This window comes from Nonomuraea sp. NPDC049750 (assembly GCF_040659625.1).
Classification (GTDB): Bacteria; Actinomycetota; Actinomycetes; order Streptosporangiales; family Streptosporangiaceae; genus Nonomuraea.
The window spans coordinates 548,512-568,801 of the sequence record NZ_JBFANB010000001.1; the positions used below are offsets into that span (position 1 = coordinate 548,512).

General features: G+C 69.3%; 22 protein-coding genes. 10 read left to right on the top strand and 12 right to left on the bottom strand.

The window, feature by feature from the left end; all coding sequences use genetic code 11:
* Positions 1-265 precede the first annotated feature (265 nt).
* Positions 266-838 (top strand): helix-turn-helix domain-containing protein, encoded by a 573-nt coding sequence (locus tag AB0J16_RS02590; protein WP_358533818.1) that lies wholly within the window; start codon positions 266-268, stop codon positions 836-838.
* Positions 839-895: 57 nt separating this feature from the next.
* Positions 896-1,918 (top strand): hypothetical protein, encoded by a 1,023-nt coding sequence (locus tag AB0J16_RS02595; RefSeq protein ID WP_358533821.1) that lies wholly within the window; start codon positions 896-898, stop codon positions 1,916-1,918.
* A gap of 62 nt (positions 1,919-1,980) precedes the next feature.
* On the opposite strand, the gene AB0J16_RS02600 is transcribed toward AB0J16_RS02595, so the two are convergent.
* Complete coding sequence (locus AB0J16_RS02600) at positions 1,981-2,349, bottom strand: YbaB/EbfC family nucleoid-associated protein (RefSeq protein WP_358533824.1); 369 nt, start codon at positions 2,347-2,349, stop codon at positions 1,981-1,983.
* Positions 2,350-2,368: 19 nt separating this feature from the next.
* Positions 2,369-2,758 carry a YbaB/EbfC family nucleoid-associated protein gene (locus AB0J16_RS02605; protein WP_358533827.1) on the bottom strand — a complete coding sequence of 130 codons (390 nt, stop codon included), beginning with the start codon at positions 2,756-2,758 and terminating at the stop codon, positions 2,369-2,371.
* 214 nt (positions 2,759-2,972) lie between these two features.
* On the opposite strand from AB0J16_RS02605, the gene AB0J16_RS02610 reads away from it, so the two are divergent.
* The 3 genes from AB0J16_RS02610 to AB0J16_RS02620 are packed head-to-tail and all read left to right on the top strand — an operon-like array spanning position 2,973 to position 5,044.
* A complete protein-coding gene (locus tag AB0J16_RS02610; RefSeq protein ID WP_358533830.1) occupies positions 2,973-3,284 on the top strand; it encodes a hypothetical protein in 312 nt (103 codons plus the stop codon).
* Positions 3,281-4,360 carry a hypothetical protein gene (locus tag AB0J16_RS02615; protein WP_358533833.1) on the top strand — a complete coding sequence of 360 codons (1,080 nt, stop codon included), beginning with the start codon at positions 3,281-3,283 and terminating at the stop codon, positions 4,358-4,360. Before AB0J16_RS02610 ends, AB0J16_RS02615 begins: the two co-directional genes overlap by 4 nt.
* A gap of 3 nt (positions 4,361-4,363) precedes the next feature.
* Positions 4,364-5,044 carry a hypothetical protein gene (locus tag AB0J16_RS02620; RefSeq protein WP_358533836.1) on the top strand — a complete coding sequence of 227 codons (681 nt, stop codon included), beginning with the start codon at positions 4,364-4,366 and terminating at the stop codon, positions 5,042-5,044.
* A gap of 81 nt (positions 5,045-5,125) precedes the next feature.
* Here AB0J16_RS02620 and AB0J16_RS02625 read toward each other — a convergent pair whose 3' ends face one another.
* Together AB0J16_RS02625 and AB0J16_RS02630 are read right to left on the bottom strand one after the other, a co-directional pair.
* Entirely contained in the window at positions 5,126-6,553 is a 1,428-nt protein-coding gene (locus AB0J16_RS02625; RefSeq protein WP_358533839.1) for a DHA2 family efflux MFS transporter permease subunit, read from the bottom strand.
* Between the two features lie 105 nt (positions 6,554-6,658).
* Positions 6,659-7,255: a TetR family transcriptional regulator gene (locus AB0J16_RS02630; RefSeq protein ID WP_358533842.1), complete on the bottom strand. Its 597-nt coding sequence runs from the start codon at positions 7,253-7,255 to the stop codon at positions 6,659-6,661.
* A 100-nt stretch (positions 7,256-7,355) separates the two neighbouring features.
* Between AB0J16_RS02630 and AB0J16_RS02635 the strand changes: the two genes are divergently transcribed.
* Positions 7,356-7,958 (top strand): DUF2218 domain-containing protein, encoded by a 603-nt coding sequence (locus tag AB0J16_RS02635; RefSeq protein WP_358533845.1) that lies wholly within the window; start codon positions 7,356-7,358, stop codon positions 7,956-7,958.
* 18 nt (positions 7,959-7,976) lie between these two features.
* Here AB0J16_RS02635 and AB0J16_RS02640 read toward each other — a convergent pair whose 3' ends face one another.
* The gene (locus tag AB0J16_RS02640) at positions 7,977-8,555 is read right to left on the bottom strand and encodes a TetR/AcrR family transcriptional regulator (RefSeq protein ID WP_358533848.1); all 579 of its coding nucleotides are present in this window, start codon (positions 8,553-8,555) and stop codon (positions 7,977-7,979) included.
* 112 nt (positions 8,556-8,667) lie between these two features.
* Here AB0J16_RS02640 and AB0J16_RS02645 point away from each other — a divergent pair, with 112 nt between their 5' ends.
* The gene (locus AB0J16_RS02645; protein WP_358533851.1) at positions 8,668-9,150 is read left to right on the top strand and encodes a DUF4396 domain-containing protein; all 483 of its coding nucleotides are present in this window, start codon (positions 8,668-8,670) and stop codon (positions 9,148-9,150) included.
* 40 nt (positions 9,151-9,190) lie between these two features.
* On the opposite strand, the gene AB0J16_RS02650 is transcribed toward AB0J16_RS02645, so the two are convergent.
* The 5 genes from AB0J16_RS02650 to AB0J16_RS02670 form a co-directional block, all read right to left on the bottom strand.
* Positions 9,191-11,401, bottom strand: coding sequence for a heavy metal translocating P-type ATPase (locus AB0J16_RS02650; protein WP_358533854.1), 2,211 nt, complete (start codon positions 11,399-11,401; stop codon positions 9,191-9,193).
* Between the two features lie 16 nt (positions 11,402-11,417).
* Complete coding sequence (locus AB0J16_RS02655; RefSeq protein ID WP_358533856.1) at positions 11,418-12,347, bottom strand: hypothetical protein; 930 nt, start codon at positions 12,345-12,347, stop codon at positions 11,418-11,420.
* A gap of 99 nt (positions 12,348-12,446) precedes the next feature.
* The gene (locus AB0J16_RS02660; RefSeq protein WP_358533859.1) at positions 12,447-14,732 is read right to left on the bottom strand and encodes a xanthine dehydrogenase family protein molybdopterin-binding subunit; all 2,286 of its coding nucleotides are present in this window, start codon (positions 14,730-14,732) and stop codon (positions 12,447-12,449) included.
* Positions 14,729-15,688 carry a xanthine dehydrogenase family protein subunit M gene (locus AB0J16_RS02665; protein ID WP_358533861.1) on the bottom strand — a complete coding sequence of 320 codons (960 nt, stop codon included), beginning with the start codon at positions 15,686-15,688 and terminating at the stop codon, positions 14,729-14,731. Before AB0J16_RS02665 ends, AB0J16_RS02660 begins: the two co-directional genes overlap by 4 nt.
* Positions 15,685-16,203: a 2Fe-2S iron-sulfur cluster-binding protein gene (locus AB0J16_RS02670; protein ID WP_358533864.1), complete on the bottom strand. Its 519-nt coding sequence runs from the start codon at positions 16,201-16,203 to the stop codon at positions 15,685-15,687. The genes AB0J16_RS02665 and AB0J16_RS02670 overlap by 4 nt, the downstream gene beginning before the upstream one ends.
* Positions 16,204-16,359: 156 nt before the next feature.
* On the opposite strand from AB0J16_RS02670, the gene cseB reads away from it, so the two are divergent.
* On the top strand, positions 16,360-17,058 hold the full coding sequence (gene cseB, locus AB0J16_RS02675) for a two-component system response regulator CseB (protein WP_358533866.1): 699 nt from the start codon (positions 16,360-16,362) through the stop codon (positions 17,056-17,058).
* A 1-nt stretch (position 17,059) separates the two neighbouring features.
* The gene (locus tag AB0J16_RS02680) at positions 17,060-18,289 is read left to right on the top strand and encodes a HAMP domain-containing sensor histidine kinase (protein ID WP_358533869.1); all 1,230 of its coding nucleotides are present in this window, start codon (positions 17,060-17,062) and stop codon (positions 18,287-18,289) included.
* Here the strand turns inward: AB0J16_RS02680 and AB0J16_RS02685 are convergent.
* Both AB0J16_RS02685 and AB0J16_RS02690 read right to left on the bottom strand, forming a co-directional pair.
* Positions 18,277-18,771: a carboxymuconolactone decarboxylase family protein gene (locus AB0J16_RS02685; RefSeq protein WP_358533872.1), complete on the bottom strand. Its 495-nt coding sequence runs from the start codon at positions 18,769-18,771 to the stop codon at positions 18,277-18,279. The two genes, AB0J16_RS02680 and AB0J16_RS02685, sit on opposite strands and share 13 nt — an antisense overlap.
* A gap of 30 nt (positions 18,772-18,801) precedes the next feature.
* Positions 18,802-19,155: a DoxX family protein gene (locus AB0J16_RS02690; RefSeq protein WP_358533875.1), complete on the bottom strand. Its 354-nt coding sequence runs from the start codon at positions 19,153-19,155 to the stop codon at positions 18,802-18,804.
* 200 nt (positions 19,156-19,355) lie between these two features.
* On the opposite strand from AB0J16_RS02690, the gene sigJ reads away from it, so the two are divergent.
* Positions 19,356-20,267: an RNA polymerase sigma factor SigJ gene (gene sigJ / locus AB0J16_RS02695; RefSeq protein ID WP_358533877.1), complete on the top strand. Its 912-nt coding sequence runs from the start codon at positions 19,356-19,358 to the stop codon at positions 20,265-20,267.
* Positions 20,268-20,290 lie beyond the last annotated feature (23 nt).

Consider the following 20,290-nt stretch of genomic DNA (forward strand, 5'->3'; position numbering starts at 1 on the left):
CCGCGGTTCCTGCCCGCGACCGTCCGGCTCGCTCGCCCTGATGTTCCTGTCGCGAGCGTAAGGGCCTACCTGTCGCCATCGAGCCGCTCCCTGTCCCCGCTCCATGCCGACCAGCCCATCGTCGATACTCCGGACTTCTGGTTACAGTCGCGGCGTTCTCATAGGTCGTCAAGACCGCGACCGCGGGACCGGACTTCACCCTTTGCCATGCCCGCGCCAACAACCTACGCTACTCCGTAATAATGGAATAACGTAGGAGAGCCCGATGAGCGAGGACAGACTCGCCGCACTCGAACGCCGGATCGCCCACCTGGAGAGTCGGCTCGACACCACAGGCCCATCGCGACGCTCGCCGGAGTCGCCGTCACTCAGCGCGGCGGCCACTGGCATGCTTCGCCAGGCGAAGAAAGAGGACAAGCTCGGGACAGTGGGCTACATCGGAGCCTCACGGCTGGCCGCCGGCGAAACTCTCTGGGACCGGCAGCTCTCCCTCGCCGATTTGCTGTCGGCCGATTGGGCGCCGGTGGCCCACATCCTGGAGACCCTCGGCAGTCAGCCGCGGCTGGCCCTGCTCGCCGCGCTCCTAAGACAGGGGCGGCGGACCAGCACCGATCTCCAAGAGTCCCTTGCCGGAAACGGTGAGCAGACCACCAGTGGCCAGCTCTATCACCACCTCCGCGCGCTGCAGAGCGCCAGGCTGATCACGCAACGGCGGCGCGGCGAGTACGAGCTGGCGCCTCAGGCCATGCCTCAGGTCGTCAGCATCCTCGCCGCCGCGTTCGACCTGGCCAACGACCCCCCGCTCTTCCCACCTATCGATCTCCCCAGCATGGAATGATCCGGGTTTGCCTGACGGTCGCGGGGTGCTCTCAGCGTCGATCGTTACCCTGCGATCATGTCGTTCATTTATCGATCATCCGGCGCGCTCGCGCTCGCGGCCGCCGCCGCACTGGCCACCACCACGACCTCCATCGCGCAGGCGCAAGCGGCGCCCACGGCCGCGGCCGACCGGGTCCTGCGCGTCTACAACAACAACATCGAGAACCTGGTGCGGAACAACGCCGACGGCTCCTGCACCCGGATCTCCGGGCCGGACCACCTCACGTCGATGCTGGTCGACGACAACGGCAAGACGGGCACCTCCGGCGTGCAGGCTCCCGATCTCCTGATCGTGCAGCAGGTACGCGGCACCGGACAGGCCACGGCCTACGCCGACCAGCTCTCGGCCAAGTTCGGATATCCGGCGGGCACCTACAAGGCGATCGTGGCCTGGGACGACCCCGAGGTGTGGGGCTCCACGCACAAGTGCTCGCAGCAGGCGCTGGGCGACCTGAAGAAGAAGCAGACCAACGGCATCGTCTACAACACCAGAACGCTGAGCCTGGCGACGGGCGACACTTCCGCGTATTGGAGTGCGGGCTGGTTAAAGCCCGGGACATCGTACGGTGGCGGAGCCGGATGCACGCTGTACAAGCCGCCGAGCAACGACGACGGCAGCACCAACGCCTACAAATGGAAGCGTACGAGCGCCATCGCGGCGAAGTTCACGATCAAGGAAACGGGCACCACGGTTTTCGCCGCGACCATGCACCTTCCGGAACAGAACGGAGCGAACGCCTGCGCGGGCGCCGGCGACACGGGCATCGCCAACTCCGGCATCCACGTCGGCGCGGACGCCACCAGTCTGATGAACGCCTCGACGATCCGGGTGATCGGGATCGACGCGAATCGTACGAACATCGCCCCCACGACGCTCAGCGGCTTCGGCATGACCGGCTATGGGGCGAAGGTGACGTCCGGCTCCAGAAAGATCGACTATCTGTTCGTCAAGGGCGCCGTGCAGCCGTCGAGCATCGATCACACGGTGAGCGGCACGAAGTCGAACCATATGGCGCTGTACGGATTCATCACCTACTGAACCCACAGAGTGTGGGCGGCCTGACCCCGCTCGTGTCGAGGTCACGCCGCCGGCGTCGTAGGTCAGCGCCAGTCGCCGATGACGCGCCGGAGGTCGGCGGCGGCCTGCTCCAGGTCGTACCCGGGAAGGGTGTCGCGCAGGAGGGCGTCGGCCTGGCGCTGGGCGTCGGCGCCCGCCAGGTCGAGGGTCGCCATGACCTCCTCCGCCAGATCCTGGCTGCCCATGCGCAGAGCGCGGGGGCCGAAGGAGACGTTCAGCACGCGGCCTTCGGGGTTCACGGATGCCTCGACGTGGCCCGACCGGCTCTTGGCCGTACCGACGATCTTGTCGAGGTCCTCCTGGGCCGCCTCCAGGGCGGCCATCATCCGCGCGCCCTCGCGGGCGGGCCCGTCCACGTCCCGGACGCCGAAGTCGTTCTCCGGAAAGTACACGCTGTGCCTCCTGGATGAGCTACATGAGATCACGGATGGCCTGCTCGCCCCGTGCGCGGACGAAGGTCTCGTCGAGCGGCTCCGGCAGGGCGTCGGCACGGCTCGACGCCTTGTCCACGACCTCCCGCGCCTGCCGCGCGGCGTCGTTCTGGGCCGCCTGGAGCACCTCGGTCACCTCGCGGCCGAGCTCCCGCTCGTTCTTTCGCAGCGCCCGCGGGTTGATGCTCAGCCGTGTCACCCGGCCCTGGCCGTCAGCGGTCGCCCACACCAGACCGTCGGCGCTCTCCGCCTGGCCTTCGAGCCGTCCGATAGCCGTCTGCGCGGCGTACAGGCCACGAATGACCTCCCGGCAGCGGTCCACGTACTCGGCCAGGAACGCCGCGTCCTGCTCTGGGGTGGGTACAGACACGTCGACTCCGTGCGGGTTCGGTGAAGGGGCCCGCCGCGATGGCACAAAGCGCGGGCACTCGGTTATCGCTTTCCTAACTGGTCGTGACCGACGTCGGAGAATATTAAGAGATCGCTCTTCCGTTTTTCTTCCGCTCTTCTTCCGTACCGATGACCGATGAAAACTTTCAGCGCCGCGCGCATTTGGGAAAAATGTCGAGGTATGGTCATCCGGCATGACGGGATTGGAGATCAGCCTGGGGGCAGTGGGACAAGACGCTTCCCGGCTCAGAACCCACGCAGAAGAGCACGATGCCGCGCTCAACCCTCTCGTACAGCGAGGGGACGGCGTTTCGTCCTGGGGGGACGACGGCATGTTCGGCATGTTCGCCGGCATTTACGCCGATGCCCGCGAGACCTCGATGGCCGCGCTCACCGCCCTGTCCACGGCGCTCGGCGAAACCGGCGACGGACTCCACCGCGTGGTCAGGAACAACTCCGAAGCCGAGGCCGCGAACGCGCGGAACGCCGGTGACATATGGCGGTGATGCTCGACCCGGCCGCCGCCGGGATGATGCAGATGATCGGCCACTGGCCGAACATCAACGAAGACGAGATGCGGGCCGAGGCCAACGCCATGCGCGGCACCGCCGCGACCGCGCTCACATCGGCGACAAAGGCGGAGACAGCGGTCCGCGGCGCGCAGCAGAACTACCACGGCGGCTCCGCCGAAGCCATGCAGACCCAGTGGAACAGGCTCGGCGTCAACGGCGGATCCCTCGCGCAGGCCAGTCAGGCCTTATCCGTGGCGCCCGCGACCCTGGACGGCGCCGCCTCCGTGGTCTCGGCGGTGAAGGTCGTCTCAGGCATGCAGGCGGCGGCCACGGCGGTCACCGTGGCGAAGCTGCTGGCGGTCGGGGGCGTGACCGGAGTCTCGTTGGCCCTGGTACGGATGAGACTGGCCCGGGCCCAGCTCAGGAGAGCCCAGGCCGAGGGCATGGAAATCACGGGCAAGCGAGTGGGGGAGGTGGTCATCAGGAGGCTGAAGGAGCCGATGCGCCGCATCCTGGACGATCTCCCGCGCCGCGGCGGCGGGTCCGGCGGGCGCCTGGCCTTGGCCGGCCCGCGCGGCGGAGTGCCCGTGCGGCCCGCCGGCATGAGGGCGTCGTCCGGCCCCCGCTCGGCCGAGAACGGCATCGCCCGGATGTCCCCCCGCAACAACAATCGAGGGAACGGGGGCAACCGAGGTAGAGGCCGCGGCTTTCTCGGCAGAGGAAGAAGCAACAAGAGCTACCGCGTGGAGAGAGACGGAAGAATCCATGAGGAGACCCCGACCAGCGCCAGGGGCATGACAGAGGCGGAGGCGAGGAAGGCCCTGTCCGAGATGAAGAGAAGCGTCAATGTCAGAAAGAAAGAAGAGGAGGTCAAGGGTTATGAGGTCGGGCACGCGCAGCGAATCGAAAGGGAAGAAAAAAATATCAAGAAATTAGAGGAGAGCATCCAACGGCGGGAGTTCCACCAGGATTCCGGGAGCGGACCCAGCGCCGGGGGGAGCCCGGATGCCAGCGAGTTCGAGAGAACTATGGGCCGGAAGCCGTACTGGAACGGCGAATACTGGGAGTAGTCGATGCAGACGCAAACAGGCGACGATCTGATCGAGCGTATTCGTACGCATCCGGCCGACGACGAGATCATGGGCGAGGCCGCCAATGACCTGCTGAGCGAGTTGTACGCGGGATACCCCGTCGAGAACCTCGCAAGGCTCCTTCACAGCGGCGAAGAGGTGGTCGTCGGCGTGGCCTCCTGGCTGCTCTCCGAGCTGGCCGAGCTCGCGGCCCCGATGATGGACGAGCTCCCGGCCCTGCTGTCCAGCCCGGTCCGCAACACCCGGTACAACGCGATCACCGTCGCGCTGGCGAGCACTGACGGGCGGCACGGGCCCATCCTCGCGCAGGTCATCAACCTGAGCCTCGACCCCGATCGCGCCATCCGCTGGAAGATCCTCGAGTTCCTGACCGAGGCCTCGATCGAGCAGCTTGAGGCAGGGGCGTCATGTCTGCCCCCGGGTCAGCTCAAGGAACTGGTGGAGTGGCTGATCCTCCAGGACGAAGAGGAGTCTGACCGGACCGGCATCGTCATCCGAATGGAAGAAGGCGACCCGCTGACCCGGCTGTTCGCCGGGGCGGCCGCCGCGAGCCTGTCCCACAAGGACGACACGGACCTCCTGGCGCACGCGGCCATGGCCAGGGATGAGGCGATCCGCTCGTTCGCCCAGACTCGGCTGGAGCGGCTCCGCGAGGACGATTAGCGGCCCTCGGGGTTCATCAGGCCCGCGAGCTGGGCGCCGGCCTCGACGGCCTGGCCCCCCGGCCCACGCGCGTCGTACCCGTCAGTGGCCGTGTCCGTGGCCGTGGCCGACGAACGCCGCCGCGGGCTTGCCCGGCGGCACCAGCCACAGCGCGATGGCCGCCGCGGCGCCCGCGGCGACGACGCACAGCGTGAGCCCCGAGACGAAGCCGCCGATGCCCGCCGTCGAGCCGGGTACGAGGCTGGACGCGGCGACCGTGGAGACGACAGCCACCCCGATCGAGCCGCCGAGTTCGTGGAAGGTGTTGATGACGCCGGAGGCGACGCCGTTCTCGCCGGGCGGGATGTTCGCCATGGTCGTGGTGGTGGCCGTCACGAACGCCGGCCCGATCCCCAAAGCGGCCAGCACGAAGCCGGGTAGCAGCGTGGTGTACGCGCTCGCGTCGGGCGAGATGCGGGTCATCAGCGCCGCCCCGGCCGCCGTCACCACGAAGGACGCCACCGCCACCGGCCGGCCGCCGATCCGGCCGATGAGATGCCCGCCGAGCTGTGCGCCGATCGTGATCGCGATGGCCACGGGCAGGAACAGCAGCCCGGTCTCCAGCGCGCTGAACCGCAGCACGTTCTGGAGGTAGAGCGAGCTGAGGAAGAACAATCCCAGCATCAGCCCGGTGGCCATCAGCATGACGAACGTCCCCGAGATCACCGGCCGCCTGGCCAGGGTCTCGGCGCGCATGAGCGGTGCGCGTACCGACCGCTCGACGACCACGAACAGCGCGTACAGCAGCACGGCCCCCACCAGCGGCAGCACCGTGCCCACCGCGCCCCAGCCCGCGTCGCCCGCTGTCACCAGCCCGTAGATCAGCAGTGCCGTCGCCAGTGTGACGACCAGGGCGCCGGGTACGTCGACCCGCTCGCTCCGCCCGGGCGTGGGCGGTACGACGGCGGGCACGGTGGCGAGCACCACCAGCCCGATCGGTACGTTGACGATGAACACCCAGGTCCAGCCCGGCCCGGCGGTCAGCACGCCGCCGAGCAGCACGCCCAGGGCCGCCCCCGTACCGCCGATGGCCGCCCAGACGCCGAGCGCCCGGCCGCGCCGTTCGCCCTGGTAGGTGCTGGTGATGACGGCCAGGGCCGCCGGGGAGAGCAGCGCCGCTCCGATGCCCTGGAGCGCCCGCCCGGCGATGAGCATCACGCCGCTCCCGGCCAGCCCGCACACCAGCGAGGCCGCCGTGAACAGTCCCAGCCCCATCATGAGCGTGCGACGGGCGCCCCACGCGTCGGCGAGCCGCCCGCCGAGCACCATGAGGCCGCCGAAGCAGAGCGTGTACGTGGTCACCACCCAGGTCAGCGACTCGCGGTCGAGCGCGAGGTCCGTACCGATGGTGGGCAGCGCCACCTGCACCACCGTGATGTCGACGATCAACATGAACTGGGCCAGGCACAGCAGCACGAGCAGGCCCCACCCGCTCGTGCGTGTCTGGGCGGAAGGCGTGCCAAGACTCATCCGAAGTCTCCTTAACTCGAACACTGATGTTCAAGTTAGCACCCGTGAACCATACACAGGTAGGGTTTTTTTTCGGGACGCGGAGCCTGCGGAGGCAGGCCGGGGTCAGGCGGGCTTGGAGAGCAGCGCCAGCATCGTCTTGATCAGCACCGGCTCGACCTCCTCGGCCGCCAGCCGCCCGGTCTCACGCTCCTGCGCCGCGCTGTGGATGATCGAGAAGAACGTCGTCACCAACCAGGCCAGCGGCAGGTCGGTGCGGAAGTCGCCCGCGCGCTGACCGCGCGCGATGAGCCGCTCCACCCGCTGCAGCGGCCGGTCGTGGTGCTCCCTGATCCGCTCCGTGGCCAGTGTCCGGTCGGCGGCCAGGAACAGGCGGCGGTGCCGTTCGAGGATCTCCCAGGACGACCGCAGGAGCTTGGCCATGGCCTCGGGCGCGGGTGCCGTGTCGATCGAATCGTCCGCCAGCACCGCCTCCGCCACGCCGACCGCGTGGTCGAGCACCGCGTCCACCAGCGCCTCCCGCGACGGGAAGTGGCCGTAAAGGGTGACTCTGCCCACCCCGGCGGCCTTGGCGATGTCGGCCACGCTGGCCGTGTGGTCGGCGCTGAGCAGCCGGGTGCCCGCTTGGAGGATCGCGGCGATGTTGCGCTCGGCGTCCGCACGCCGGGCGGGTACCGGCTGCCGTGCTGCGGTCTTCACCATACGACCAGCCTACGACCCGCCGTTCCGCGCTCCTCACGATTTTTCGAGACATAGTGTATATATCATAGGCATGCTGTACTGAAACCTTGAAAGGACAGCCATGCAACGCGCCGACGCTCACATCACGACCGATCGCGCCAGTCGCTACCTCGTCCAGCTCTGCCGCCATGCCGACCAGATGAGCCGCGGCTTGCCCACCGGCCCCGGCCACGGCCCGCACATAGGCGGCGAAAGACCCAAAAGCGTCAAAGCAGACTGGTCCGAGACAGACGGCACCATCAACCTCGACTGGGGCACCTGCACCCTGCGGGCCACCCCGGAAGGATTGACGGTGCGTGTCGAAGCCGTGGACGAGGACCGGTTACAGCGTGTGCAAGCCCTTCTCACCAGGAACATCACCAGGATGGGCAGGCGTGACCACCTGAGCGTGGACTGGCGCCGCCCTGACGGAACCACGAGCCCCGTCCCGGCCACGGCCCCGCCGCGCCGGAGCCGTTACCTGACGCTCGGCCTCACGCTGGCCGCCGTCCTGGCCGTGGCCGTGCACGTGGGGCTGGCCGCCGGAGTGCTGGCGATCCCGCAGTGGGCGGGACTGGGTTCGGACGCCGTCCTGGGGATCATCCTGGTGATGGCTCTGGCGAAAGCCGTCCTGATCATCGGCCATCTCCGGCGCCGCCGCCGGTCTTCCGCAGGCCCTCACTGAATCCCGCTGAAGGCAAGCTCAGCGCGGTCGCAGCCCGGTCAAGGTAAGGGAGACGAGGCGCTTGACCGCGGCCTCCGAGGACAGGTCGACGGCTGCCTGCAGCGCGTGGGTGCAGAAGGCGGCGAGCTCGTCCGCCGCCATGTCGTCACGTACGTCACCGGCCCGCGCGGCGGCTGTCAGCGCGTCGCGCAGCATGTCATGCAGCCGCCGCTGGGCGCGGCCGGCGTCCTCGGACCGGTGCAGGAGCATGACGAGATCGGGGCTGAAGCCATGCCGCGCCATTCGCCGATGCATCAGGGCGTACGTCTCCAGCATGGCTTCGAGCCGCAGCCGGGCGTCGCCCTCGCGCTCCACCGCCTGGGCGAGGTGCTCCAGATGCCCGGCGACCATGCGGCCGTGCCAGGCCAGCAGGATGGTCTGGACGTCGGGAAAGTATTTGTAGAGCGTCGCGCGGCCGATGCCGGTTTTCTCGGCGATCTGCGACATCGTCACCGCCAGGAGCCCGCGCTCCCGCACCAGCTCGACAGTGGCGTCCAGGATCGCGTCATGCACGGTACGGCGGTGCGTCTCGATCGTCTCGTTCCACAGCTTCGGCACCCGGCCAGTTTACGAATCGGCGAGCTGGATACACGCCGCCGTACCCGACAAATGCGGCGAGATACCCCCTATGAGTATGCTCAAGGCTCGACGCCGGCTAAGGAGCAACATCATGGACCACAGCGATCACCCGGCTACTGGTCACCACGCCCCGCCCGCGGCCACGTGGACGGTGGCCGCGCAGGCGACCCTGCACTGCCTGACCGGATGCGCCATCGGCGAGGTGCTGGGCATGGTCATCGGCACCGCCGCCGGCCTGTCCAACTTCACCACCGTGGTGCTGTCGGTGGTGTTGGCCTTCGTGTTCGGCTACGGGCTGACCATGCGTGGCGTGCTGCGGGCCGGACTCGGCTTTCGCGACGCGTTGAAGGTGGCGCTGGCCGCGGACACCGTCTCCATCGTGGTGATGGAGATCATGGACAACGCGGTGGTCGTGGCCGTGCCCGGTGCCATGGACGCGGGTCTGACCAGCTGGCTGTTCTGGGCGTCGCTGGCCGGGTCGTTGGTGGTGGCCTTCGTGGTGACGACGCCGGTGAACAAGTGGCTGATCTCCCGGGGCAAGGGCCATGCGGTGGTGCACCAGTACCACCACTGAGTGGCCGAAGGCGGTGAGCGCCTTCGGCCACGCGAATGGATTACTTGAAGCGGCGCAGGCGCAGGCTGTTGCTCACCACGAACACGCTGGAGAACGCCATCGCGGCTCCGGCGATCATCGGGTTGAGCAGGCCGATCGCGGCCAGCGGCAGGGCGGCCACGTTGTAGGCGAACGCCCAGAACAGGTTGCCCTTGATGGTCGACAGCGTGCGGCGGGACAGGCGCAGCGCGTCGGCCGCCACCCGCAGATCGCCCCTGACCAGGGTCAGGTCGGACGCCTCGATGGCCGCGTCGGTGCCGGTGCCCATCGCCAGGCCCAGGTCGGCCTGGGCGAGCGCGGCGGCGTCGTTGACCCCGTCACCCACCATGGCCACGACCTTGCCCTCGGCCTGCAGCTTCTTGACCGCGTCGACCTTGTCGGCGGGCAGCACCTCGGCTATGACTTCGTCGATGCCCACCTCGGCCGCCACCGTACGGGCCACGGCCTCGTTGTCGCCGGTCAGCAGCACCGGCGTCAGGCCGAGTGCCCGCAGGTCGGCGATGGCTTGCTTGCTGGTCGGCTTGACCACGTCGGCCACCACCAGCACCGCGCGGGCCTGGCCGTCCCAGCCGACCGCGACCGCGGTGCGACCCTTGGCCTGCTCGTCGGCGAGCTCGCGTTCCAGGTCGACGGGCAGGTGCTGGGACCACTCCGCCAGCAGCCGGGGACGGCCTACCAGCACCGCGTGGCCGTCGACGATGCCCTGTACGCCGAGCCCTTCGACGTTGGCGAAGTCCTCCACCGTGGCGTCGGATCGGGCCTCGCGGGCGATGGCCTGGGCGATCGGGTGCTCGGAGGCGTGCTCCAGCGCGCCGGCCAGCCTGAGGACCTCTTCGCGGTTCTCCCCCTCGGCGAGGTGGACGGCGACCAGGGTCATCTTGCCCTCGGTGACCGTGCCGGTCTTGTCCAGCACGATCGTGTCGACCTTGCGGGTCGACTCCAGCACTTCCGGGCCCTTGATCAGGATGCCCAGCTGTGCGCCCCGCCCGGTGCCGACCAGCAGCGCGGTCGGCGTGGCCAGGCCCAGCGCGCAGGGGCAGGCGATGATCAGCACGGCGACCGCCGCGGTGAACGCCGCCGCCGCGCCGTTGCCCGTGCCGAGCCAGTATCCGAGTGTCCCGACCGCCAACGCGATCACGATCGGTACGAAGATCCCGGAGATGCGGTCGGCCAGCCGCTGCACCTGCGCCTTGCCGGTCTGCGCCTCCTCGACCAGTCTGGCCATCTGCGCCAGCTGGGTGTCCGCGCCCACTCGGGTGGCCTTGACGATCAGGCGGCCGCCCGCGTTCACCGTCGCGCCGGTGACCGCGTCGCCGGGCTTCACCTCGACGGGCACGGATTCGCCGGTCAGCATCGAGGCGTCCACCGCGGAGCTGCCCTCGGTGATCACGCCGTCCGTGGCGATCTTCTCGCCCGGCCGGACGACGAAGGTGTCGCCGACCTGCAGTTGCTCGGTGGGGATGCGGCGGCCGTCGGCCAGTTCGACCTCTTTGGCGCCCAGTTCCAGCAGCGCCTTCAGTGCCGCGCCGGCGCGGCGTTTGGCGCGGGCCTCGAAGTAGCGACCGGCCAGGATGAACGCGGTCACCGCCGCCGCCGTCTCGAGGTAGATGTTGCCCGAACCGTCGGAGCGCTCGATGGTGAACGTGAAGGGATGCGTCATGCCGGGCGTGCCGGCGGTGCCGAAGAACAGGGCCCACAGCGACCAGCCGAGCGCGGCCAGCGTGCCCAGCGAGATCAACGTGTCCATGGTCGCGGCGCCGTGCCGGAGGTTGGTCCAGGCGGCCTTGTGGAAGGGCCAGCCCGCGTACACCACCACCGGCGCGGCCAGCACCAGCGACAGCCACTGCCAGTTGGCGAACTGCAGCGCCGGGACCATCGCCATCGCCACCACCGGCACGCTCAGCACCAACGAGGTGCGCAGGCGCTGACGCAGCGGCCGCAGCTCGTCCTCCGGCTCCTCCTGCCGCTGCGCCTCCGTCTTGGGCGGGGCGGGCAGGGCGGCGGTGTAGCCCACCTTCTCCACCTCAGTGATCAACTGCTGCGGATCAATGCCCTCGGGGAAGGTGACCTTCGCCTTCTCCGTCGCGTAGTTGACGGTCGCGGTCACGCCTTCAAGCTTGTTCAGTTTGCGTTCGATGCGGTTGGCGCAGGATGCGCACGTCATGCCGCCGATGGTGAGTTCGACAGCTCTGCCTTCGGTGAGGGAAGACATCACTCCCCCTTTCTGCTCAGTGCTTGTGGTCGTCGCCGTGGGACGGGCTGACACTCGGCTCCGCCGCGGGCTTGGGCTGTCCGGCCCCTGCTCGGGCGGTGAAATCGGCGGTGCGTACCTTGCCGGCGTGCTGGAAGTCCAGGAACAGCCGGTAGTCGCCGCCGCTGGGCACTTCGGCGTAGAAGGTGATCTCGGGCCCGGCCTTGTCGCTTTCTTCCGGATGTACGTGGAGGTAGGCCAGGTCACCGGCCCGCAACGCCACCAGGTGGCCGTACGCCCCCAGGTATGGCTGCAGATCCGTCACCGGCTTGCCGTCCTTGCTCACGCTCAGCGTGAGCTTGCTCGCCTGGCCGGGAACCAGGTCGCCCGTCAGGGTAACCGTGTAGCCGTCCACCTGCGCCGTACGACTGACCGCAGGCAGGGCCCGCGGCGCGTAGTCGCCCGCGACCGGCACATCCATACCAAGTGTCAGGCCACTTCCGCCCGCGGGGGCGAAGTCGGCGAAGGCCCGGTAGGCGCCAGGGGCGTCCAGCGTCAGCTTCACCGACCACACCCCGTCGCCGGCCTGTTCGGGGTGCAGGTGCTGGAACGTCGCCAGGTCACGAGAGACCACGATGAAATGGAGCTTCTTGTCATGCTGAACCTGATAGTCGGTCACCGGCTTGCCATCGGGCCCTGTCACAGTGAACCGGAAATCGGTGGGCTCGCCGGTCTTGACAGTGGTCAACGGATTGAGGGTGTAGCCGTTCTGGGACACCTGCAGCCCCCCGGGGGTATCGTCCTGCGGTTTTGCGCCGGCCTGAGTGGGAGTGGTGTGGGCGCTCCCATGGCTCGGGGGCGCCGGTGCGGGGGTGCCCTCCCCGAACGCGTTTCCGACGCCCAGGGCGCCGCCGAAGACGACGGCCAGCCCCACAGCGTAGGCACCTAGCTTGCTCGCGGTGTTCATGTCGTACCGCCTCCTCGGCGAGGTCATCGGGAACGCGTGGGTCGCGCGATCTTTCGACTTCCTCAACGTACTATACCCCCCTACCGTATTCCAATCCGGCTACATGAGTTTGTCCGGAGTGATGGGGAGGGAGCGGACGCGTTCGCCGGTCGCGTGATAGACGGCGTTCGCGATGGCGGCGGCCACGCCCACGATGCCGAGCTCGCCGATGCCCTTGGCACCCAGCGGGGTCTGCGGGTCGGGCTGGTCGACGAAGTGGATGTCGATGTCGGGCACGTCGGCGTGCGTGGGCACGTGGTACTCGGCCAGGCCGCGGTTGACGATGAGGCCGGTGCGCTCGTCGAGCAGTGTCTCCTCGGTCAGTGCCATGCCGATGCCCATGATGATGCCGCCGCGCATCTGACTGGTGGCCTGCTTGGGGTTGACGATCCTGCCGCCGTCGAACGCGCCGACCCAGCGCGTGACGCGCGCCTCGCCGGTCTCCTCGTCGACCCGCACCTCGCAGAAGTGCGCGCCGTAGGAGTAGGTGCCCCGCTTGACGGTCTGGTACGGCAGCGCCGACTTCCCCGCCACCTCCACGGCCTCCGTCTCGGCCCTGGCCAGAATGCGCTCATAGCTCTCACCCCCACGGGGCCCGAACAGGCCACCGTCGCGGGTCTCCACCTCCTCGAACGACCGTCCAGCCAGCGGTGAGTCGGTGTCGCGCACCAGCTTCAGCAGCTCGCGGACGAGGTTGTCGCGGGCGGACCAGACGGCCGAGGCGAGCGTCGTGGTCGCGGCCGAGGCACCGGGGATGCGGGTCCTGGCCACGTTGGAATCGCCCTGCTCGAAGCGGATCCGGTCGAGAGGCAGCCCAAGACGGTCGGCCGTGACCTGGCTCTGCGCGGTCGAGGTGCCGGCGCCCAGTTCGTTGGTGCTGCTGCGGATGGTGACGGTGCCGTCGGCGGACAGGCGCAGCTTGACTCCGGCGATGAGCACGGCGTCGGGGTTGATCGCCGCGGCCATCCCATACCCGATGAGCCAGCGGCCGTCCCGCGTCGCGCGGGGCGCGGGCGGGCGCCGGGACCAGCCGAACGCCTCGGCGCCCAGGGCGTACGCCTCGCGCAGGTGGCGGCTGGTGAAGCTGATTCCGCTCATCGGGTCCCGCTCCGGTTCGTTGCGCAGGCGCAGCTCAAGAGGGTCGAGGCCGAGCCGCCAGGCCAGCTCGTCCATGGCGGATTCCAGCGCGAAGGATCCGGGGGCGACGCCTGGGCCACGGAAGAAGGCGTTCTGGATGCGGTCCAGGCGGACCACCTGCTGGACGACATGGACGTTGGGGCAGGCGTACAGATGGCGGGAGGCGACGACGGCGGCCTCGGCGAACTCGTCGCTCGTGCACGGGGCCAGGGCGTCGTGTTCGAGCGCGGTGAGCCGCCCCGTGGCGTCGGCGCCGAGCGCGACGCGGCTGCGGGTCGGGGCCCGGCCGCCGGTCATGGCGAACACGTCGGCCCGCGAGAGCACGAGCTTGACGGGACGGCCGGAGAGTTTGGCCGCCGCCACCGTGAGCCAGACGTGCGGCCAGGCCGGCGTCTTGCCGCCGAAGCCGCCGCCGATGAACGGCGCCAGCACGCGGACGTTCTCCTCGGCGAGTGAGAACTTCTTGGCCAGCATCTCCTTGACGCCATAGGGGTACTGCGCGGTGTCGTAGACGGTGAGGCGGTCGCCCTCCCAGTCGGCCACGGTGGCGTGCGGTTCCATGGCGTTGTGGTGTTCGAGCGGCGTGGTGTACTCGGCCTCGACCGTGGCCGCCGCCGCGCCGAGCGCCGTGCGGACATCGCCGCGCCTGGTCACGGGCTCCTCCAGCACGGCGTGGGCGGGCGTGTACGGTTTCCCGTCGGCCATCGACAGCCTGGCGGGCCACGGCTCGTAGTCGGCGTGGATCAGCGACGCCGCGTAACGGGCCTGTTCCAGGGACTCGGCCACGACGACCGCGATGGGCTGGCCGTACCAGAAGATCTCGTCGGTGTTGAGCACCGGCAGGCTCATCGCGGCGGCGCCGAGCGGGCCCTTCATGGTGGCGTACGCGGGGGTGCGCTTCATCGCGGGCGCGTTGTCGTGGGTCATCACGAGCAGCACACCGGGCGCCCGCGGAACGTGGACGGCGGTGACCCGGCCCCTGGCGATTGTGCTGCCCACCACGACCGCGTAGGCGAGGCCGGGAAGTCGCCGCTCGGCCGTGTAACGGATGGCGCCGGTGACCTTGGCGCGGCCGTCCAGCCGGTCGGCGGGCCTGCCGAGCTCGGCGCGGCGGTGGGCCAGGGGATCGGGCCTGCCGTCGGGCAGGAGTCTGGCCAGCCTGGTCAGTGCCTTGCTGGCGAGGGTGAAGCCGCGGGCGGCGAGATTCATGACCTGACTCCTTGCAATGCTCGCCGGATCAGGCGCCGGGCCAGCTCGGCCTTGAACGCGTTGTGCGCGCGTGGACGGGCGCCGGCCAGCGCCTGTTCGGCCGCCTGGTGGATGAGCTCGTCGTCGAGAGTGGTGCCGGTCAGGAGCCGTTCGGCTTCGTACGCGCGCCACGGTTTGGCGGCGACCCCGCCCAGCGCGATGCGTACGCCGGTGGCGCGGCCCGCTTCCATACGGACGACGGCGGCCACGCTGACCAGCGCGAAGGCGTAACTGGCCCGATCGCGCACCTTGAGATACACCGAGCGGCCCAGCTGGGCAGGCGGCAGGTCGATGGAGGTCACCAGCTCCCCCGGCGCGAGCGCCGTCTCCAGGTGCGGCGTGTCTCCGGGCAGGCGGTGGAAGTCCACCAGCGGTACGGGGTCGCGGCCCGCGATGTTGACCACGGCATCCAGGGCGGCCAGGGCCACGCACATGTCCGACGGATGTACGGCGACGCAGCTCTCGCTCGTGCCGAGGATGGCGTGCGTGCGGTTGAACCCGTCGAGAGCGTCGCAGCCGGCGCCCGGATCGCGTTTGCCGCAGGCCGAGTGCCGGTCGTAGAAGTAGCCGCAGCGGGTGCGCTGCATCAGGTTGCCGCCCACGGTGGCGCGGTTGCGCAGTTGAGGGGAGGCGCCGTTCAGGATGGCTTGGGCGAGCACCGGGTAGCGATCGCGGATCCGCTCGTCGGTGGCCACCCGCGTGTTGCGGGTCAGGGCCCCGATCCGCAGGCCGCCCGCGTGCTCCTCGATGTCGGCCAGCGGCAGCCGGGTGATGTCCACGAGCTCGTGCGGCGTCTCGATGCCCTGGCGCATCAGGTCGACGAGATTGGTGCCGCCTGCCAGGTATTTCGCCCCTTCTGCGGCGCGGGCGACGGCTGAGGAGGTGTCGGTGGCCGGTACGTAGGAGAACGGGTTCACCGGACGACCTCCCGCACCGCCGCGAGGATCCCGTTGTACGCGCCGCACCGGCACAGGTTGCCCGCCAGCCGTTCCCTGATCTCGGCGTCCGTCAGACCGGCGCCACCTACGGCACTGGGCACCCCGGCCTCGCCCACGGCGCTCGGCACCCCGGCCTCGTACTCGGTGAGCATGGCCACGGCCGAGCAGACCTGGCCCGGGGTGCAGTAGCCGCACTGCAGGCCGTCGTTGCGGACGAACGCCTCCTGCATCGCCCGGCCGACCTCCGACGAGGCCAGCCCCTCGATGGTCGTGATCGCCGCGTCCGCGCATTGCGCGGCGAGCACGAGGCAGGAGTTGACCCGCTCACCGTCCAGCAGCACCGTGCAGGCGCCGCAGGCCCCTTGGTCGCAGCCCTTCTTGGTACCGGTCAGGCCGAGGTGCTCGCGCAGGCAGTCGAGCAGGCTGACCCGGGTTTCCAGCTCCAGCTCGTGCTCGCGGCCGTTCACCGAGAGCCGCACTTGTATGGATGGCATCCGCATTCCCCACTATCTCGTACATCCATGTACGGGTTGTAGAGTGCGGACTATACCCCTCCTCCGTATGAAGGTTGATTCGTGGCTGATACACGGCTGAGGCGTCGCGGATGTCGGCGGCTTGTATCGTCTGTTGCCTCAGGCCTTTGGGGAGAAATGTCGCTTTCGGTGTCGGCTCCGGTGACCGTGCTGCTCGTCGAGGACGACGAGGTGATCCGCAAGACCGTCGGGATGGTGCTGGAGCGCTACGGCTATCGCGTGGGCACGGCGGGCGACGGTCTGACCGGCCTCGAACTGTTCAGGGAGCAGCGGCACGACGTGCTGCTGCTGGACGTGATGCTGCCAGGACTGGACGGCATCGGGTTGTGCCGGCAGGTCAGGGAGTGGAGCCTGGTGCCGATCCTGATGATGTCCGCGCGGGGTGACGCTCTCGACGTGGTGTCGGGGCTGGAGGCGGGGGCCGACGACTACGTGGTCAAGCCGGTCGACACCTCCGTGCTGGTGGCCAGGATCCGTTCCCTGCTGCGCCGGGCCTCCTTCGCTCCGGGTCCGGAACACCTCCAGGAGGCCACTGGCCTGGTCTTCGGGGACCTGACCATTGATCCGCAGGGGCTGGAAGTGCGCCGCGCCGGGGAGCCGGTCGAGCTGGCTCCCACCGAGTTGCGGCTGCTGCTGGAGTTCGCCGCGAATCCGGGGATCGTGCTGGACCGGCAGACACTGCTGCGCAACGTCTGGGACTACGGCTGGGACGGGGACAGCCGCGTCGTCGACCTGTGCGTGCAGCGGCTGCGTAAGAAGATCGGCGCCGACCGGATCGAGACGGTCCGCGGCTTCGGTTACAAGCTGCGGCGCTGACGTGGGAAAGGCCGCACGCGGACTACTGAACTGGCGGTCACTACGCTGGAAGATCGCCGCGCTGGTGGCCGTGACGTCCTGCGCGGTCGCGCTGGCCGTCGGGGTGCTGGTCCACCGGAGTGCCTTCGACCGGTCCATGAGCCTGGGCAGGGACAGGGCTTTCAGCGCGCTGCTGGCCGAGGTGGACGCCTACCGGCGTACGGGCGAGGCGCCGCAGACCGCTCAGGTCCCGCCCGCGCTGCTCCAACAGGCCAGGAGCACAGGCGAGTTCAGCACCTGGTACGACGACCGCCGACCGGACATCCCCTGGATGTGGGCGGCGCAGCTGATCGACGGCCAGGTGCTCGCCGTGCAGATCGACATGGGCTCGGAGATACGCGGTCTATGGGCCCTGGACCGGAACATCCTGAAAGCGTCGCTGGTCGCGCTCGCGGTCGTCGTACCTCTGGCCGTGCTGGCCGCCGAGACGTCCAACCGGCGGCTGAGGCGGGTGGCCCGCACCGCGCGGCGGATCGCGGACGGCGACCTAGAGGCCAGGAGCAGGATGGGCGGCCGGGGCGGCGACGAGATCACCGACATCTCGGCCACCATCGATTCGATGGCCGACAGCCTGCGGGACCGGCTGTTTAGCGAGCAGCGCTTCACCGCCGATGTGGCCCACGAGCTGCGTACCCCGCTGATGGGACTGGTCGTCTCGGCCGAACTGCTCCCGGAGAGCGAGGCCACCGACCTGGTACGTGACCGGGTGCGGGTGCTGCGGGCGCTGGTGGAGGACCTGCTGGAGATCTCCCGGCTGGACGCGGGCGCGGAGTGGGCCGACCGCCGTCCGGTGCCGCTGGGCCGGGTCGTCGAGGAGTGCGTGGCCCGGACGAAGCTCGCGGTCCGGCTGACGGTGACCGGTGAGCCGGTGGTCGACACCGATCCGCGGCGCATTGACCGGATCATCACGAACCTGGTCATCAACGCCCACCGCCACGGGCGCGCTCCGGTCGAGGTCGCCGTGAACGACACGACGATCGTCGTACGCGACCACGGCCCCGGATTCCCGGACGGGTTGCTGGCGGAGGGACCCCAGCGGTTCCGTACGGGCGGGGCCGAGCGTGGCCATGGCCATGGTCTGGGCCTGGCCATCGCCGCCGGACAGGCACGGGTGATCGGCGCCGATCTCGCCTTCGCCAACGCCCCGGACGGCGGCGCGACGGCCACGCTTCGCCTTCATCACCCGGTGTAGTTCTTCCCAGGGGGCTTACCGGGGATCGGCTTGCCGATGAGGGCGACGGGGATGAAGAAGAAGATCTGGCTGATCGCCAGGGTGAGCGTCCAGAGCGCCTTGTCGTCGTAGTGGGCGGACGCCTTGGCGTACAGCTCATCGGGGACGCGCTCCCCGGACGGGTTCGGGGTGAGGACGGCCTCCACGAGCTCCAGCGCGACCCGTTCGGCGTCGGTGAAGTAGGGGGCGTCCTGCCACGACGCCACCGCCGTGATGCGCTCCTCCGTTTCCCCGGCCTTGCGGAGCAGGCCGGTCTGCCGGACGGTGTGGTAGGTGCTGCCGACGATCTGACCGGCGCGGAGTTGCAGCAGGTTGACGGTGGTCTGCGGAATCGCGCCGTTCAGGGTGGCCTTGAGCATGGCTCCGGCGATCTGGCCGAGCTCGGGGAAGAACTGGGCGGGGTCGGGCAGGCGTGACTGCTCGGTCGTGGTGGGTGTGGACATGGCGAGGTTTCCCTTCTCGATCTCTACGGGTCACGACCAGTGGTAGGCCAGGTTCACGGCCAGTGCGGCCACCGCGGTGAGGAAGAATCCGCCCCAGTTCACGAGCTTGCGGGAACCCACCCGCAGGTGTGCGAGGAGCGCGCCGACGAAGTACAGCACGAGGCTGTAGGCGGCGAGTGTCCCCAGCATCGGCACGGCGAACCCGCCCAGCAGCCCCAAAGAGCCCGCCGCCAGCATCATGCCCAGGACCGGTACCCACGACCGTGGCAGGCGCTTCATGTCCGCCTGGGCCTTGGGAAATTCGTGGCCGATCAGGTAGACGACGGCGGCGCTGCCGAACAGGAGCGCGGCGAAGATGGTGACCGCGACATAAGCGGCGAACATAAGCTTTCCTTTGTGGTTGTCAGCTGCGAGAACTTCCGTCGAGGAAGCCGGCCCGTGCATCGTTGATCACTGCGATCCGGGTCCCAGCAGTCCGACGAAACAACCGCGGAAAATGTCAGGCGACGCGCCGACCTCACAGTCCCGTGGGCTGTCTCGTCGAACGGGTGAGGGCAGCCGCGAGCAAGGGAGCCATCGACACCATGACCACCCCATCCGATCCGGGCCTGAGCGCGATCATGAGTGAGCGGCGTCAGCTGATCAACCTCGCCTATCGTCTCCTCGGCTCCCTGGCCGACGCGGAGGATGTCGTACAGGAGACCTACGCCCGCTGGTACGCCATGACCCGGCAGCAGCAGGACGCCATCGAAGTCCCCGGCGCCTGGCTGACCACGGTCGCCAGTCGCATCTGCCTGGACCTGCTCGGCTCGGCACGGACCCGGCGCGAGAGCTACGTCGGCGAATGGATCCCCGAGCCGCTGCCCGACCCCACGGAGTGGATCACCGGGCGGCCGGTCGACCCGGTGGACCGCGTCACCCTCGACGAGTCGATCACCATGGCCTTTCTCGTCGTGCTCGATTCGATGACCCCCGCCGAGCGCGTCGCGCTCGTCCTGCATGATGTCTTCCGCTTCTCCTTCGCCGAGGTGGCCGAGATCGTCGGCCGTACGCCGGGGGCCTGTCGCCAGCTGGCCTCCTCGGCCCGCCGCCGTCTCGGTGCCGCGCAGGCGCCGGCAACTCCGGCGGCGCGGCAGTCCGGCATCGTCAGGGACTTCAAGCAGGCATGGGAAGCCAAGGACATCGACGCCCTCATCGGTCTTCTCGACCCCGACGCCACGGCGATCATCGACGGCGGCGGCCTGGTCAGCGCCGGACTCCACCCGATCGAAGGCAGCGAGCGGATCGCCCGCTACATCCTCGCCCTCGCCGGCAAGGCACCCGACCTGACCATCCTGGAGCGTACGGTCAACGGTCAGCCGGGTCTGGTGGCTCAGCAGAACGACGTCGCCGTGACGGTGGCCGCGTTCGACGTCGAAGACGGCCGGATCAAGCGCATCTGGGCGGTACGCAACCCCGAGAAGCTCCGGCCATGGACGGCGGCCACCTCGCGGTAGCGTGACGCGGCGATCCGGGGCTA

Excerpts from the sequence above, each read along its gene's own strand:
- AB0J16_RS02635 (WP_358533845.1), top strand. The coding sequence starts at position 7,356 with ATGCAACGCGCCGACGCTCACATCACGACCGATCGCGCCAGTCGCTAC.
- AB0J16_RS02620 (WP_358533836.1), top strand. The coding sequence starts at position 4,364 with ATGCAGACGCAAACAGGCGACGATCTGATCGAGCGTATTCGTACGCAT.
- AB0J16_RS02610 (WP_358533830.1), top strand. The coding sequence starts at position 2,973 with ATGACGGGATTGGAGATCAGCCTGGGGGCAGTGGGACAAGACGCTTCC.
- AB0J16_RS02690 (WP_358533875.1), bottom strand. The coding sequence starts at position 19,155 with ATGTTCGCCGCTTATGTCGCGGTCACCATCTTCGCCGCGCTCCTGTTC.
- AB0J16_RS02625 (WP_358533839.1), bottom strand. The coding sequence starts at position 6,553 with ATGAGTCTTGGCACGCCTTCCGCCCAGACACGCACGAGCGGGTGGGGC.
- AB0J16_RS02655 (WP_358533856.1), bottom strand. The coding sequence starts at position 12,347 with ATGAACACCGCGAGCAAGCTAGGTGCCTACGCTGTGGGGCTGGCCGTC.
- sigJ (WP_358533877.1), top strand. The coding sequence starts at position 19,356 with ATGACCACCCCATCCGATCCGGGCCTGAGCGCGATCATGAGTGAGCGG.
- cseB (WP_358533866.1), top strand. The coding sequence starts at position 16,360 with ATGTCGCTTTCGGTGTCGGCTCCGGTGACCGTGCTGCTCGTCGAGGAC.
- AB0J16_RS02645 (WP_358533851.1), top strand. The coding sequence starts at position 8,668 with ATGGACCACAGCGATCACCCGGCTACTGGTCACCACGCCCCGCCCGCG.
- AB0J16_RS02670 (WP_358533864.1), bottom strand. The coding sequence starts at position 16,203 with ATGCCATCCATACAAGTGCGGCTCTCGGTGAACGGCCGCGAGCACGAG.
- AB0J16_RS02630 (WP_358533842.1), bottom strand. The coding sequence starts at position 7,255 with ATGGTGAAGACCGCAGCACGGCAGCCGGTACCCGCCCGGCGTGCGGAC.
- AB0J16_RS02595 (WP_358533821.1), top strand. The coding sequence starts at position 896 with ATGTCGTTCATTTATCGATCATCCGGCGCGCTCGCGCTCGCGGCCGCC.
- AB0J16_RS02590 (WP_358533818.1), top strand. The coding sequence starts at position 266 with ATGAGCGAGGACAGACTCGCCGCACTCGAACGCCGGATCGCCCACCTG.
- AB0J16_RS02650 (WP_358533854.1), bottom strand. The coding sequence starts at position 11,401 with ATGTCTTCCCTCACCGAAGGCAGAGCTGTCGAACTCACCATCGGCGGC.
- AB0J16_RS02685 (WP_358533872.1), bottom strand. The coding sequence starts at position 18,771 with ATGTCCACACCCACCACGACCGAGCAGTCACGCCTGCCCGACCCCGCC.
- AB0J16_RS02660 (WP_358533859.1), bottom strand. The coding sequence starts at position 14,732 with ATGAATCTCGCCGCCCGCGGCTTCACCCTCGCCAGCAAGGCACTGACC.